Genomic DNA, 15,304 nt, shown 5'->3' on the forward strand with positions numbered 1-15,304 from the left:
TGGCGCCTAGAAGTTGAAGGACGCGCTCAGGTCGAAGCGGAACGTCGTGCTGCCGATGGCGCGGAAGCGGCGCGACACCAGGTCATAGCGCCAGTCGAACGTGGGGTTGAGCTCGCGCGAGCCGATGCTCGCGTCGATCTGCCCGTCGCCGTCCAGGTCCTTGCCCAGCTCCTCGTTCGTCAGCGTGTGGTCGGTGTTGTAGAGGAACGTGCCGGACGCGCGGATCTTGAAGGTGTCCGACGCGCTCGCGGTGGCGCCGAGCATGCCGCCCACCTGGAAGTACTCCTCGGAGGTGAGCAGCTTGCGCAGCGCCGCGCTCATCTCGTTGTAGTAGCGGCCCGCACCCACGTAGTTGCCGATGGCGCGCAGGTCCAGGGTGAACTTCTGGTGCTTCTGGGGCCGGTCGAACGGCACCAGCTCCACGCCCGCGAGCATGCTCACCATCTTGGGCGCCTTGATGCCCGTCTCCTTGCGGTCCCACGGCCCGGTGCCGCAGTTGTCAGGAGCGCCCAGGGTGGGGGGCGTCGCGTTGCGCTGGTCGCAGTTCGAATAGAACACGGGGCCGCGCACGGGGATGGTGTAGCTGGCCTTGAAGTACGGCTCGGCCACGCCCATTCGCCGCGAGAACGACGTGTAGAGCTGGTACTTGTGGACGCGGTCACCGATGTTGCCGCGGTCGTCCGAGTTCGTCGTGTCGACGCTCGGGTCGCGCTGCTTGGCCGTGGGGGCCTCGTAGTCGATGCCGACGATCCACGTGGGCTTGGTGACGTCCTTGTCCTGGTTGAAGAACGCGTAGGCCAGGCCGAAGTGCAGGTTGCCCAGACCGCCGCGGAAGCTCTCCTGCGGCATGCCGAACAGGGGCACGCCGTTGGCCTGCGGGTCGTCGAGGCACCCGGGGATGGTGGAGCCATCCGGGTTGATGCAGTTGTTGGTGATGGTGGAGGACTCTTGCGACGACTGGGAGGTGAAGTCCCAACGCTCGTTCTGCTGGAACACCAGCGGGAGCGTGAAGGACAGCTCCAGGTCGCGGTACAGGCCGACGGCCATCCTCAGGTTGAGGCGGGCATCCACGCCCTTGTACCAGAGCTCCGCGGCGTCACCGCGCCCGGGTTCACTCCCCACCGGCGCGAGCTGCTCGCGGATGATCTTCGCGCGAGTCTGGGTGCGTTCGAACCCGACGTCGATGAACAGGTCGAACGGGTCGTCGTCCTCGAAGGACGAGGCGATCCGGGTGATATCCGCCGCGCTGGCGGCGAACGGCGCGCCTAGTGTCAGCGCGGCGAGTACGGCGCGAAGCCTGTGCATCCGACCTCCGACGGCGAAACGACCGGGCCTTCCGGCAAGCCCGGGGGGCTTCCAGCTAGCCGCGCCGTCGGAGGAGTGTCAAGAATCGGGTTGCTTTTACTTCCCCGCGACGGACGTCCCGAGCAGCCCTTCCAGCCTGCGGACCTCGTCGTCGAAGGCCGTCTTGTGGTTGGCGGCCAGGGCGCGGCGGTAGGTCTTGTGCTGGTCGAAGGGGTCCAGGACCTTCTCCTCGCCCTGCATGAGCTGGTAGTGCAGGTGGGGCGCGAAGGAGCGGCCCGTGTTGCCGCTCCGGGCGATGACCTGGCCCACGCTGAAGCGCGTGCCGGGCTGGAGCTCCTTGGACACCTCGTCCAGGTGCAGGAAGAGCGCGCGGCGGCCCTTGCCGCCCGTCTCCACCAGCTCCAGGCAGTTGCCGTTGACGCCCCAGTTCCAGTTCTTGCGCTTCACCACGCCCGCGAAGGGCGCCTTGACGGGCGTGCCCACCGGGGTGCGGAAGTCCACGCCCTTGTGGCGGCGGCCATCGCGCAGCAGCGACGTCACCTGCTCGTAGTCGTCCACGGGGGACTTTTCCAGGCGCAGCTCCAGCTCGTCGCCCGAGGACAGGTAGTAGCGCGGCGTGCTCTCCGCCGAGCCCTGGAAGCGGTAGGCGCTCATCGTCTTGCCCAGCTTCGCGCTGGTGAAGCGCACCGCGTGCACCAGCGGCTCCTCGTTGGGGCGGCGCTGGAACAGCACGTCCAGGGTGTCCCCGCGGAGGATTTCATTGGGGACGGCCACCCACCACACCAAGGTGCGCGTCACCACCTGCGCCAGCGCCGGGCCCACGTCCGCGCCCGCGGAGTTGACGAAGGCCGTCTCCAGCGGTCCGTCGATGCGCATGGACGCGCGCTCCATGCCCGCGGCCTTCACCGGATCGGTGGGAACGGCGGGGGCGGTGGGCGCCGCGGCCAGGGCGCCCGCGTCGGGCGTGGCGGCGTCGGCGGTGGCCTGCGTGACGGCGGCCTCCTGCGTGGCGGTGGCCATGCGCTGCTTCCACCACCACACGCCCCCGGCCGCGCCGCCGAGGATGAGTGACACGGCGACCACGGGCCCGATGGGGCTCCGCTTGGGAGGTGCACCGAGGGTGGGGAGGTTCGGCCGCATGCTGGCTCCATGAGTCGGAAAAGAGTGAGCGGGCGCGAAACTCGCGCCCGCGACGAGGAATTCCGCCAACCGAGGGTCAATCCTCGGGGCCGTCCTCTTGCTCGTCAGGCGTGGTGTCGCGCAGGCCGAATTCCTTCATCTTCGTCTGCAGGGACTTGCGGCTGATCTGCAGCAGCCGCGCGGCGCGAGTGACGTTGCCGCCCGTCTCGTCCAGCTTCTTGATGATGAGGTCCCGCTCGAGCTCCGCGGACTTCATCCGGACGATGTCCTTCAGGCCCACCTCGCCCGTGGGAACTTCCATGGCGGGCAGGGAGGGCGCCGAGGTGTGGCTCGGCTGGACGCCTGCTCCCTGGCGGATGGGCTCGGGCAGATCCTTGGCGGTGATCAACGGCCCGTCCGCGAACAGCAGGACGCGCTCGATGAGGTTCTCCAGCTCACGGATGTTGCCCGGCCACGAGTACGCCTGGAGCAGCGCCAGGGCGTCGTCGGTGATGCCTTCGATCTTCTTGTTGAGGCGCTTGTTGTACTTGTCCACGAAGTGCCGCGCGAGCATCAGCACGTCGCTGCGGCGCTCACGCAGCGGAGGCAGGGACAGCGGCACCACCGCGAGGCGGTAGTACAAATCCTTGCGGAAGCGGCCCGCTTCGATCTCCGCCTGCAGGTCGCGGTTGGTGGCGGCGACCAGGCGCACGTCCACGCGCGTGGTCTTGATGCCGCCCACGCGCTCGAACTCGCCCTCCTGCAGCGCGCGCAGCAGCTTCACCTGCATCTCGACGGGGATCTCGCCAATCTCGTCCAGGAAGAGGGTGCCCTCGTCGGCCAGCTCGAAGCGGCCCGGCTTGGAGGTGACGGCGCCGGTGAAGGCGCCTCGCTCGTAGCCGAACAGCTCGCTCTCCAGCAGGGTGGCGGGGATGGCCGCGCAGTTGATCTTGATGAACGGCTTGTCGCGGCGGCTGGACGCGCCGTGCAGCGCGGTGGCGATGAGCTCCTTGCCGGTGCCGCTCTCGCCGGTGATGAGCACCGTCGAGGGCGTGTCCGCCACCTTGTCGATGACCTTGTAGACGTCCTGCATCTGCGGCGCCTCGCCGATGATGGCGGCGCGCGCCTTGAGGTCCGGGCGGACGGAGCGACGAGCGCTCTCGTTCGTCTTGGCGGCCTTCGCGACGACGGAGGACAGCTCCACCTGGTCGAAGGGCTTGGTGATGTAGTCGAACGCGCCCGCCTTGATGGCGTCCACGGCGGAGTCCACCGTGCCGTGCGCGGTGATGATGATGACCGGGACGTCCGGGTTGGCGGCGCGGATGGTGCTGAGCACCTCCATACCGCCCACCTTGGGCATCACCAGGTCGGTGACGATGATGTCCGCGCCGTTCTTGTTGAACTCGGCCAGCCCCTGTTCGCCATTCTCCGCGACGGTGACGTCGAAGCCGTCCCGGCGCAGCATCGCGGCGAGCACCTTGCGCAGGTTCGCCTCGTCGTCGATCACCAGGACCTTGGCCATGGGAACAGGGGGCAGGGTGGCCGGACTACCGACGGGCCACAGCCGCGGGAGCGCCCTCGAGGGTGCAGATGGCGTCCGGGTGCTTGATGCGCAGGAGCAGCGCCTCCAGCACGCGGAACGGGTGGTTCATCCGCGACGCGCCCAGGTACGCGGCCACCATGTCCATGGAGACCGCCAGGTCCATGTTCTCGCGGCCGGTGGACACCACCACGCCCGAGTCGCCGCGCAGGCGGTTGGACTGGTAGACGCCGTCGGCGGCCAGCTGCTTGATGGTCTCGATCTCCAGCACGCCCGTCTTCTCGTAGATGCGGTGCAGCTGCGAGTAGAGCTTGGGCGACAGCACCACGGCGTAGGGGCCGAAGTGGCCGTGCTCGTTGAGCGTGCGCGTGGCCTCGACGATGGCCTGGAACCCGCCACCCGCCGCCGTCCAGTCACCGAGCGGCACGGTGAGCCGGCCATTGGCCGTCATCAGGCCCTCGTAGCCCAGGCGCGCGTCGCCGTAGAAGATGAGCTCGTCCTCCTGCTGCGCGCACAGCGCCGCGGCGCCGGCGGCGGCCGAGACATCCAGCGGCATGTTGTGCGTGCGCGCCGCCTCGATGTCCCGCCAGTGCAGCAGGAAGTCCTTGTAGATGATGGGGATGGTCTTGAACTTGCGAGCGTCCGTGAAGACCATCGCGGTCTCCTGCTCGCCGACGATGTCCACCGCGCCCGGGGACACGCCCTGGAACTCGTCGTAGGGCACCGTCTGCACGCCCGCGCCCAGCGGACCGTAGATGTCGAGGATGCGGCGGCCCACGAGCGAGCGGCGCGCCACCTGGATGACGGTTTCATTCAGGCGCGCCCACTCCTCCTCGCGGAGCGGGTTCTCGGCATGTCCAAGGAAGTCAGGCATCGAACAATCTCCGGATCAACATCAGGGAGAAAAGAGGGGAACGTCGTCAGCGATTGCCGCCACCACCACCGCCACCCCGGCGCAGCGAGCCCACCGTGAGGGGGTGGGACTCGACGGCGGGCGGCGGGGCGGGCAGGCCATACATGAGCCGCTGCGGGGGCAGGGCGGTGAGGGGCTCCACCGGAGAGCGGCCGTTGAGGACCTGCTGGGGCGGCGGTGGAGGAGGCGGGGGCGCGAGCACCGTGGCGGGAGGCGGCGCCTCGCCCACGGCCTGCTGGAAGTGTCCCGGCGCGATGGGCGTGGTGAAGCGCGAGTCCTGGTGGGAGTCGAGCAGGCGCAGCATGTGGACCGCCTCGGACACGTGCTCCTTCTCCTCCGTCGCCAGGTGGAGGAAGAAGGCCCGCACCTCGGGGTGCGAGGAGGCCCGGGCGAAGGCCTCGTACTCGTTGATGGTCTCGAGCTCGCGCGCCAGCACGAGGCGGATACGCGCCACATCGTCCAGGTCGCTGTCCGGTAGGTCGGCCATTGAGGACGGACCCTCGCAATCCGCCGGGGGCACCGTCAAGAGAAACAGGGGCCCTGGGTTTCCCTCTTCATGCCACTTGACGTCACGCATAGAGTCCCCGGCCCGTGACCGCCTCCGTGCCCGAGCCTTCCCCGACTCCTCCCGCCTCGCCAGGTCGGTCCGAACGCTCGGGGGGAAAGGGCGCGATGCTCGTGGCCACGGGCATCCTCGCCTCGCGCCTCATGGGCCTGGTGCGCGAGCGCGTCTTCGCCCACTACCTGGGCAACGCGGAGGCCGCCGCCGTCTTCAAGGCGGCGCTGCGCATCCCCAACTTCCTGCAGAACCTCTTTGGCGAAGGTGTCCTCTCCGGCTCCTTCATCCCCGTGTACGCCCAGCTGCTGGGCCGCAAGGACACGGAGCAGGCGGACCGGGTGGCGGGCGCGGTCTTCGGCCTCTTGTCCCTGGCGACGGCGGTGCTGGTGTGCGCGGGCATGCTGTTCACGCCCGTGTTCGTGGACCTCATCGCCCCGGGCTTCGAGGGCCACGCGCGCGAGCTGGCCATCCGCGTGGTGCGCATCCTCTTCCCGGGCACCGGCTTCCTGGTGCTGAGCGCCTGGTGTCTGGGCATCCTCAACAGCCACCGGCGCTTCCTGCTGTCGTACCTGGCGCCCGTCGTCTGGAACGGGGCCATCATCGCCACGCTGCTGGTCATCGGCGGCCGTTATGGCGAGGACCGGCTGGTGGAGCTTCTGGCCTATGGCGTGGTGGCCGGCGGCTTCCTCCAGTTCGCGGTGCAGGTGCCCCGCACGCTCCAGTTGTTGGGGAAGTTCCGCCCGTCGCTGTCCGCGGCGACGGAACCGGTGCGGCAGGTGCTGCGCAGCTTCGGCCCGGTGGTGCTGGGGCGCGGCGTGGTGCAGTTCAGCGCCTGGGTGGACACCGCCTTCGCCACGCTCATCTCCGAGCGCGCCATGTCCTCGCTGGTCTATGCGCAGACCATCTACCTCATCCCGGTGAGCCTCTTTGGCATGGCGGTGTCCGCGGCGGAGCTGCCGGAGATGGCCCGCGCGGCCGACGGCGCCGGGACGGAGGAGGTCTCCGCGAAGCTGCGTCAGCGCATCGACGGCGGGGCGCGGCGCATCGCCTTCTGGGTGGTGCCCTCCGCGGCGGCCTTCCTGTTCCTGGGCGACATGGTGGCGGCGGCGCTCCTGCAGACGGGCCGCTTCGACGCGGCGGACTCGCGCTACCTCTGGTACCTGCTCATGGGCGCGGCCGTGGGGCTGGTGGCCTCCACCGTGGGCCGGCTGTATGCCTCCGCCTTCTATGCCCTCAAGGACCCCAAGACGCCTCTGCGCTTCGCCATCGTCCGCGTGGCGGTGGGCTCCGTGGGCGCCTGGGTCCTGGGCCTGCGCCTGCCCGGGTGGCTGGGGCTGCCCTCGGAGCTGGGCGCGCTGGGGCTCACGCTCGCCAGCGGGCTCGTCGCCTGGCTCGAGTCGTATCTCCTGCGCCGCAAGCTGACCCGGCAGCTGGGGCCGGTGGGGGTTCCTCCCGGGCTGCTGCCCCGGCTGTGGGGCGCGGCCGTCATCGCGGGCCTCGTGGCCCTGGGCGTGAAGCTGGGGCTCGCCGCCATGCTGGGCCCCATGCCGGGAGTGCAGGCGGAGTGGGGTGGGGCCTACCTCGCACCCCCCAGGCTGCATCCCGTCCTGGGCTTGCTGGCCGTCGCCATCCCCATGGGCGGCATCTATTTCGCGGTCGCCGCGGCGCTGGGTGTCCCGGAGGCTGGCGCGGTGTTCCGCAAGGTCTCCGGGCGGCTGCGCCGGACGCGCTAAGTGCTCGCCAATGCTCGACTCCTCAGGGAGCGGGCAGCAGGTGGTTGGAGTAGCAAGAAGGGGGCGGGAGGGATGGTGCGGAGGGGGGCGTCCGTTAGGGTCCTGGCGGTGGTGTGGGCCGCGTGCTCCTCTTCGGGGCTTCCTCCGAACAGGGCGCGCGTGTAGAGTGCGCCGCCTTTTTCATGGGCCAGGCTTCACGGGAAGTCTGGCTGACTTCGTCTCAGGAAGGTCTCGGCAGTGAGCGACGAGAAGAACGGTTCCAATGCGGGCGGTCCGGGCGGGATGGGCGGCCCCAAGAAGCCGAAGGCCACCTTCGGTGACGTGATGCTCGGCATCCCTTCGGGCGGCAGCGGCCGTGGCGAGGGTCCTCGCGGCGGCGGCGAGCGCGGCGGTCCCGGTCAGGGCCGTGACGCGCGTCCCCGCTCCGAGGGAGGGGCTCCGCGCGACGAGCGCCGTCCTCCTCGTGGCCAGGGCGGTCAGGAGCGGGGAGGAGGCGAGCGCCGCGGTGGCGGCGAGCGCCGGCCGTCCGGTCCCATGGTCGTCGTGAAGCGCGCGTCGGGCGCCATCGAGACGCGAGGCCCGGTGGGGGAGAACCCCGCCGAGGCGACCGCGACCGCCGAGGCGACCACCGCGGAGGCCGAGGCCTCTGGCGCGCCGACCACGGCTCCCGCGCCGCGCCCTGTGGCGCCGACGCCGGTGTCGACCGCGCTCTACGAGGAGGTCCCCGAGGCCGAGTCCTTCGCCGAGATGTTCGAGGCGCAGGCCAAGGAGGGTGGGGCGCCGGGTCGCCGGGGCGTGCGGCTGGGCGAGAAGGTCAAGGGCACCATCTTCCAGCTCGGCGCGGACACCGCGTTCGTGTCGCTGGAGGGCGCGTCCAAGAGCGAGGCGATGATCGAGCTGCGCGAGCTCAAGGACGACGAGGGCATCCTGCGCTACGGCGTGGGTGACAGCCTGGATGCGCACGTCATCGAGGTGGGCGCCAAGGGCATCGTGCTGAGCCGCGCGCTGGCCAAGGGCAGCGCGTCCATGGCGATGCTGGCCGAGGCCCGCGCGTCGGGCATGCCCGTCGAGGGCATGGTGCTGAGCGTGAACAAGGGCGGCGTGGAGGTCGCCATCGGCGACGTGCGCGCGTTCTGCCCCATCAGCCAGCTGGACCTGCGCTACGTGGAGAAGCCGGACCAGTTCATCGGCGAGAAGCTCAAGTTCCGCGTCACCGAGGTGCGGGACCGCAACGTGGTGCTCTCGCGCCGCTCGCTGCTCGAGGACGAGCAGCGCGAGCTGGCCGCGGAGACGCGCAAGACCCTGGGCGATGGCAAGGTCGTCAAGGGCAAGGTCACTGGCGTTCGCGACTTCGGCGTGTTCGTGGACCTGGGCGGCGTGGAGGGGATGATTCCCGTCTCCGAGCTCTCGTACACGCGCGTGGGTCACCCCAGCGACGTGGTGAAGGTCGGTGACGACGTGGAGGTGGAGATCCTGCGCATGGAGGCCGCGCAGCCCAACTCCCCCGACAAGACCAAGCAGAAGGAGCGCATCACGCTGTCCATGCGCTCGCGGCAGGAGGACCCGTTCAAGAAGGCCATCTCTGAGATCAAGGAGGGGGACCGTCTGCAGGGCAAGGTCGTCCGGCTCCAGCAGTTCGGCGCCTTCGTGGAGCTGCGTCCGGGTGTGGATGGCCTGGTGCACATCTCCGCGTTGAGCGACCGCCGCATCGCGCACCCGCGCGACGTGGTGAAGGAAGGCGAGACCATCTGGGTCGCCGTCGAGAAGATCGACGAGAAGGACAAGCGCATCGGCCTGCGCCGCATCTCCGAGGAGGAGGCGCAGCGTCCCCCCGAGGAGCGTCCGGCCGCTTCGGCGGAGAAGGCCGCGCCCGCGGCTCCCGCGGCGCCCCGTCCCAAGGTGGGCCAGGTCGTCGTCGGCAAGGTGGACCGCATCGAGCCGTACGGTGTCTTCCTCGCGTTCCCCGGTGGCAAGGGCCTGCTCCCCGCGAGCGAGACGGGCACCGAGCGCGGCACCGATCTGCGCAAGCACTACGCGCTGGGCCAGGAGGTGAAGGTGGCCATCCTGGACATCGACGCGTCCGGGAAGATCCGCCTGTCCGTCACCGCCGCGATTCGCGCGGAGGAGCGCGCCGAGGTGGAGGCGTGGCAGAAGACGCAGCAGCCGCAGGGCGCGGGCAAGAAGGGCTTCGGCACCATGGCCGATCTCTTCAGCAAGCTCGGCAAGTGATTCACATCGCGCGCTCGAGCACGTGTTGGATGCGTGCTCGGGTTCCCTCGAAATAGATGTTGCAGTCCCCGGCGAGGGGCGGTACTACCTCCCTCGCCGCTGACGCGGGGTGGAGCAGCCTGGTAGCTCGTCGGGCTCATAACCCGAAGGTCGCAGGTTCAAATCCTGCCCCCGCAATGAGGAAGCCAGAGGTTCGGTGAATCAAAGCCGAACCTCTGGTGTTTAAAGGCAGACATCAACATGACGCGGGGTGGAGCAGCCTGGTAGCTCGTCGGGCTCATAACCCGAAGGTCGCAGGTTCAAATCCTGCCCCCGCAATGATGTTTCAAGAGACCCCATCCTCCCGCTCCGGAGGATGGGGTTTTGCTTTTGGAGCGCCTTGCTCCGCGGGTTCCGCGCGTCTCGCCTCTGGCGCGCGTCGAGCCCTCTGGAGGCCTCCCTGCAGCTGTCCCGGCTGGGACACTTTGTCCGGTGTGCGGGTCATCCCTGACTTGACTCTGGAGAAACTGGGTAGGTCCGTCCTCACTGAAATGTGTGCCAGGGACATTGCAACCCTCTGTTCTCACTGAAGATCTTTTTGGGCCGGGTCTCCCGTGCTCATGAAAATCTCCTGCCAGCGTAGAAAAAACCGCTTTGTCGCCTTTCAACCTACATCAGTAAAGGCACTAATCTCTCCAACAGGTGACAATTTGTCACCTGGGGGCCTTCCCGAAGAGATCCGTGTACCCGGCGAGGTGGCTGGGGCGCGCAATACCCGTCTCTTCGGGGTGGCTTCCTACCCCCGCGCTTTCCCAAGGGAGCACCCCCACGTGAGAAGGTTTGTTGCCAAGCTGTCCGGCCTGGCGCTGGTACTTTCGGGTACCGGTTCCTTCGCTCGGACGCTGCCGAACTACGACGCATACCTCGAAGCCAAGCCCGCGGAGCCCAAGTCCGCGAGCCTCAAGTCCGCGGCGGGTGACACGCGTGCGCGTGTCTCTCAGCGCGCGGAGGGTTCGAGTGCTCCTCGTTTCATCTGGGCTCGGACCACGGATGCTCAGAAGTCGCAGCGGGCGAAGTACGCGAAGATGGCGCCCGAGGCCGCGGCGCTGTCCCAGCTGAAGGACTACGCCTCCGACTTCGGCCTTCGGTCCTTCGAGGAGGCCGGCGCGCGCGTCACCTCCGTGAAGCTGCTCGGCAACGCCCGGCTCGTCACGCTGACGCAGGAGCTCGGCGGCGTCGAGGTGTTCCGCAACAACGTGACGGTGCTGCTCGACAAGGGCAACTCGGTGGTGGGCCTGTCCGGCGCGCTGTCCGAGCACGTGTCCTCGAGCCCGGTCCCCGAGCGCCTGGCGTTCAAGGGGAACGCGAGCGCCGCCATCTCCGCCGCGTACCAGGACGTCACCGGCACGCGCCTGGACCCGAGCCTGCTGGCGCAGGTCAAGAGCGCCCGGCCCGGGGACCGGTACACGCACTTCTCGCTCGCGACGTATGCGCGTCCGCTCGAGGAGGGGCTGCGCGTCCCGGCCCGTGCCCGGCCGGTCTACTACCCGTTCGAGGACCGGCTCGTCCCCGCGTACTACGTGGAGGTGCAGAGCGGGCGTGAGGACAGCCTCGAGTGGGATGCGTACTCGTACGTCGTCTCCGCCGTGGATGGGCAGATCCTCATGCGCAAGAACCTGCGCGAGGAGGCCGCCTTCAGCTACCGCGCGTTCGCGGACACCACGCCGCCGTACACGCCGCATGACGGCCCCGCGGGCACCAACGCAAGCCCGCACCCGGATGGCGCGCCCACGGGCTTCCGGCCGGCCTTCGTGGCCCCCTCGCTCATCACGCTGCAGAACGCGCCCTTCAGCCGGAACGACCCGTGGCTGCCCGCGGACGCGACGGTGACCACGGGCAACAACGTGGACGCCTACGCGGACCTCGTGGCGCCCCCGCGCTTCTCCGACGGAGACCTGCGCCCCACCGTCACCGCGCCCGGGGTGTTCGACCGCACCATGCGGTTCGACATGCGGCCCAACATCAACGACGAGCAGATCGCCGCGGCGACCACCAGCCTGTTCTTCGTGAACAACTGGCTGCACGACTGGTACTACGACTCCGGCTTCGACGAGTCGACGGGCAACGCGCAGACCGACAACTTCGGTCGCGGTGGCATCGGCGGTGACCCGGTCCTCGCGGAGGCGCAGGACTACAGCGGCACCAACAACGCGAACATGGCGACGCCGGCGGACGGTGCCTCGCCCGTCATGCAGATGTACGTCTTCAACGCGGAGAACTTCGCGACGTTGACGGTGACGGCCCCCTCCGAGATCGCGGGTGTCATCCCCGTGGGCCTGTCCATGGACATGGGACCCCAGGGCTTCGACATCACCCGGCCGGTCGTCGCCGCGCTGGATGCGACGGGCCCTCAGTCGACGGATCGTGATGGCTGCAGCGCCATCACCAACGCGGCCGAGGTGGCGGGGAACATCGCCCTCATCGATCGCGGCGGTCCTCCCGACTGCTCCTTCCTCATCAAGGCGCAGAATGCCGAGGCGGCGGGTGCCGTGGCCGTCATCTTCGGCAACCACGTGGCGGGTGCGATCGGTCACATCGCCGGAAACTCCCGGACCCTCTCCATTCCCACGGTCTTCATCTCCCTGCCGGACGCGACCCGCATCCGCAACGCGACCGGCGTGACGGTGCACCTCGCCCGCACCGCGACGTACCGGCCGGATGGCACCGTCGACAACTTCATCGTGGCCCACGAGTGGGGTCACTACATCAGCAATCGTCTCGTCCAGAACTCCGCGGGCCTCACCAACAACCAGGGCCGCGCGATGGGCGAGGGCTGGGCGGACTTCCACGGACTGCTGATGATCACGCGTCCGGAGGATCTCCAGGTCGAGTCCAACGCCAACTGGATGGGCGCCTACGGCCCGGGCGAGTTCGCCACGCGCGCCATCTCCCGGGACAGTGCCTTCTACGGCATCCGCCGGGTGGCGTACTCGTCGGACATGGCGAAGAACGCGCTGACGTTCCGTCACATCATGGAGGGGGTGGCGCTGCCCACCACCGCGCCCTTCTCGCCGAACGCCAGCCCCAACTACCAGGTCCACAACTCGGGTGAGATCTGGGCCACCATGCTCTGGGAGGCGTACACGTCCCTGCTGCGGGCCCACCCGTTCGAGGACGCCCAGGCGCGCATGAAGCGCTACCTGGTCACCGGCTACATGCTGACGCCGGCCGCGCCGACCTACAGCGAGGCGCGCAACGCCCTCATCGCCGCCGCCGAGGCGAATGACCCCGAGGACGCGCAGCGCTTCTGGGTGGCCTTCGCCAAGCGCGGCATGGGGCCTGGCGCCGTCTCTCCGACGCGCGGTTCCACCACGCACACGGGGGTCATCGAGAGCTTCAAGGTCGGCGCCTCGCTCGAGTTCGTGGCGCTCACGCTCGCGGACGACTCTCCGGCCGGTTCGTGTGATCGCGACGGCGTGCTCGACAACGGTGAGACGGGCCGACTGGTCCTGACGGTCGCCAACAATGGCTCGGTGCCGGCGAACGCGAGCACCGCCACGGTCATCTCGCCCACGCGAGGCATCACCCTCGGCAACAACGGGGTCGTCACGATTCCGGCGCTGGGCTCCTTCGAGCAGGCGACGGTGTCCATCCCGGTGACGCTGACGGACGCGGCGCCCCGCGCGGTGGCGGAGTTCACTGTCGCCCTCCGGGATCCCGACAGCGCGAACCCCGGCGACGTGGTCGCCTCGCTGGCCGCCACGACGAACTACAACGAGGCGCCGGCGACCAGCACCACGGAGACGGTCCAGTCGAACATCCTCCTGCTCCCCTGGGAGATGGAGTCCGCCGAGGGTGGAGGCATCACCGAGCAGTACTTCACCTTCACCACCCTGGACGCCCGTGGCCTGAACCGCGCGTTCCTCGGCCCGGCCGCGGGTCGGCCCACGGACTTCTGGCTCAAGTCGCCGGAGCTGAACGTGGCCGAGACCGGCAACCTCACCGTCCGGTTCGACCATGCCTACAACTTCGAGACGAGCACCAACCCCACCACCTACTACGACGGCGCCGTCATCGAGTTGACCCAGGACGGGGGCCAGACGTGGGTGGACATCGGTACCCCGCTCTACAACGGCCGCCTGAATACCGCCGCGAACATCATCAACAACCTGCAGGGGCGCCAGGCCATCGTCGGTACGAGCGCGGGCTTCCCGACCCTCGTGGCCGCCACGCTGAACCTGGGCACCACGTACGCGGGCAAGACGGTGCAGATCCGCTTCCGCGTCGGCACCGACAACGCGACCGGTACGACGGGTTGGGCCATCGACAACGTCGCCTTCACCGGCATCACCAACACCCCGTTCACCAGCCTGGTGGACGACACGGGCACCTGCTTCAACCGTCCTCCCGTCACCAACGCGGGGCCGGACCTGACGGTGGACGAGCGCACGAACGTCACGGTGGAGGGCAGCGGTACCGATGCCGACGGCGATTCGCTCACGTTCCAGTGGACGCGGGTGTCCGGCGCGGCGGTGACGCTGTCCGGCGCGAACACGCCGACGGTGACTTTCACGGCGCCGGAAGTGGCCGCGGACGCCAACCTCGTCCTGCGGCTGACTGTCAGCGACGGTACCCTGACGACCTCCGACACCGTCACGGTGCGCGTGCGCAACGTCAACCGCGCGCCCACGGTGAACGCGGGGCTCGACGGCTCGGCCAATGAGCGCGCCACCGTCACCCTGTCCGGCACCGCGACGGACGCGGACAACGACACGCTCACGTACCTCTGGACGCAGGTGTCCGGTACGCCCGTGGCCATCGCCAACTACACGACGCCGACGGCGACCTTCGTCGCGCCCGAGGTGACGGGGGATGAGACGCTGTCCTTCCGCCTCACGGTGTCCGACGGCAAGACCAGCGTGAACGACACGGTGGACGTGGTCATCCACAACGCCAACCGCGCGCCGGTGGTGACGGCGACGTCGGTGACGGTGAACGAGCGCAGCACGGCCACCCTCAAGGCCGTGGCCTCGGACGCGGACGGCGACACGCTGACGTACGCCTGGACGCAGCTGACCGGCACGACGGTGGTGCTGGACAACGCCAACACGGCGACGGCCACGTTCGCCACGGGTGAGGTGGCCGCCAACGCCGTCCTCACCTTCCGCGTGACGGTGTCCGACGGTACGGCCTCCGTCACCCAGGACGTGTCGGTGGACGTGCTCAACGTCAACCGCGCGCCGACGGTGAACGCGGGTCTGGATGGCACGGTGGCCGCGCGCGCCACGGCCACGCTGAGTGGCTCCGCGACGGACGAGGACGGAGACACGCTCTCGTACACGTGGGTGCAGACGGCGGGTACGGCGGTGGCGCTGTCCAATGCCACCTCCGCCGTGGCCACCTTCACGGCGCCGGACCTGTCGGCTGCCGAGACGCTGACGTTCCGCCTGACGGTGAGCGATGGCAGCGTCATCGCCAGCGACACGGTGGATGTGGAGGTCACCCCGTCGCCGATTCCGAACCAGGACCCGGTGGCGAAGGCCCGCGTCATCGTCAATGGGCCCCAGACGTCGCTGACGCTCGACGGATCGGAGTCCAGCGACCCGGATGGTGATGCCCTCACGTACAAGTGGGAGCAGACGGGTGGCCCGAGCGTCACGCTCAACGACTCCACCCGCGCGGTGCTCAGCGTGGACGTGCCGGACCTGGATGGCGGCAGCGCCACCTTCGCCTTCAAGCTGACGGTGAAGGACCCCAGCGGCGCCTCGCACAGCGTCACCGTGCAGGCGACGGCCAAGCCGGACGAGGGCGGGGGTTGCTCCTCCACGGGCGCGGGTGCTCCGGCGGGCATGATGGCCCTGGCGCTCCTGAGCCTGCTGCACCGCCGTCGCCGGGTGAGCTGAGCCGGGCGCCGCCGCTCCTCGGAG

At 69.2% G+C, this 15,304-nt stretch carries 8 protein-coding genes and 2 tRNA genes; 5 read left to right on the forward strand and 5 right to left on the reverse strand.

Going from position 1 to position 15,304, the window contains the following annotated elements; translation table 11 throughout:
- Positions 1-6: 6 nt before the first annotated feature.
- The 5 genes from LXT21_RS16115 to LXT21_RS16135 all read right to left on the reverse strand — a co-directional run bounded on the left by LXT21_RS16115 (position 7) and on the right by LXT21_RS16135 (position 5,364).
- The gene (locus LXT21_RS16115) at positions 7-1,305 is read right to left on the reverse strand and encodes a hypothetical protein (RefSeq protein ID WP_254039018.1); all 1,299 of its coding nucleotides are present in this window, start codon (positions 1,303-1,305) and stop codon (positions 7-9) included.
- 96 nt (positions 1,306-1,401) lie between these two features.
- The gene (locus LXT21_RS16120; protein WP_254039019.1) at positions 1,402-2,445 is read right to left on the reverse strand and encodes a peptidoglycan DD-metalloendopeptidase family protein; all 1,044 of its coding nucleotides are present in this window, start codon (positions 2,443-2,445) and stop codon (positions 1,402-1,404) included.
- 76 nt (positions 2,446-2,521) lie between these two features.
- Positions 2,522-3,946: a sigma-54-dependent transcriptional regulator gene (locus tag LXT21_RS16125; protein WP_254039020.1), complete on the reverse strand. Its 1,425-nt coding sequence runs from the start codon at positions 3,944-3,946 to the stop codon at positions 2,522-2,524.
- 25 nt (positions 3,947-3,971) lie between these two features.
- Positions 3,972-4,838 carry an encapsulin nanocompartment shell protein EncA gene (encA, locus tag LXT21_RS16130; protein WP_254039021.1) on the reverse strand — a complete coding sequence of 289 codons (867 nt, stop codon included), beginning with the start codon at positions 4,836-4,838 and terminating at the stop codon, positions 3,972-3,974.
- 46 nt (positions 4,839-4,884) lie between these two features.
- Positions 4,885-5,364, reverse strand: coding sequence for a ferritin family protein (locus LXT21_RS16135; RefSeq protein WP_254039022.1), 480 nt, complete (start codon positions 5,362-5,364; stop codon positions 4,885-4,887).
- 104 nt (positions 5,365-5,468) lie between these two features.
- On the opposite strand from LXT21_RS16135, the gene murJ reads away from it, so the two are divergent.
- From murJ to LXT21_RS16160, 5 genes are all read left to right on the forward strand, one after another.
- On the forward strand, positions 5,469-7,169 hold the full coding sequence (gene murJ / locus LXT21_RS16140) for a murein biosynthesis integral membrane protein MurJ (RefSeq protein WP_254039023.1): 1,701 nt from the start codon (positions 5,469-5,471) through the stop codon (positions 7,167-7,169).
- 237 nt (positions 7,170-7,406) lie between these two features.
- Positions 7,407-9,398, forward strand: coding sequence for a S1 RNA-binding domain-containing protein (locus LXT21_RS16145; RefSeq protein WP_254039024.1), 1,992 nt, complete (start codon positions 7,407-7,409; stop codon positions 9,396-9,398).
- Positions 9,399-9,501: 103 nt separating this feature from the next.
- Positions 9,502-9,575 (forward strand) — tRNA-Met (locus LXT21_RS16150).
- A 67-nt stretch (positions 9,576-9,642) separates the two neighbouring features.
- Positions 9,643-9,716 (forward strand) — tRNA-Met (locus LXT21_RS16155).
- 281 nt (positions 9,717-9,997) lie between these two features.
- Positions 9,998-15,280 (forward strand): myxosortase-dependent M36 family metallopeptidase, encoded by a 5,283-nt coding sequence (locus LXT21_RS16160; RefSeq protein WP_256571633.1) that lies wholly within the window; start codon positions 9,998-10,000, stop codon positions 15,278-15,280.
- The last annotated feature ends 24 nt before the right edge of the window (positions 15,281-15,304 follow it).

The sequence above is a fragment of the Myxococcus guangdongensis genome (assembly GCF_024198255.1).
GTDB lineage: Bacteria > Myxococcota > Myxococcia > Myxococcales > Myxococcaceae > Myxococcus > Myxococcus guangdongensis.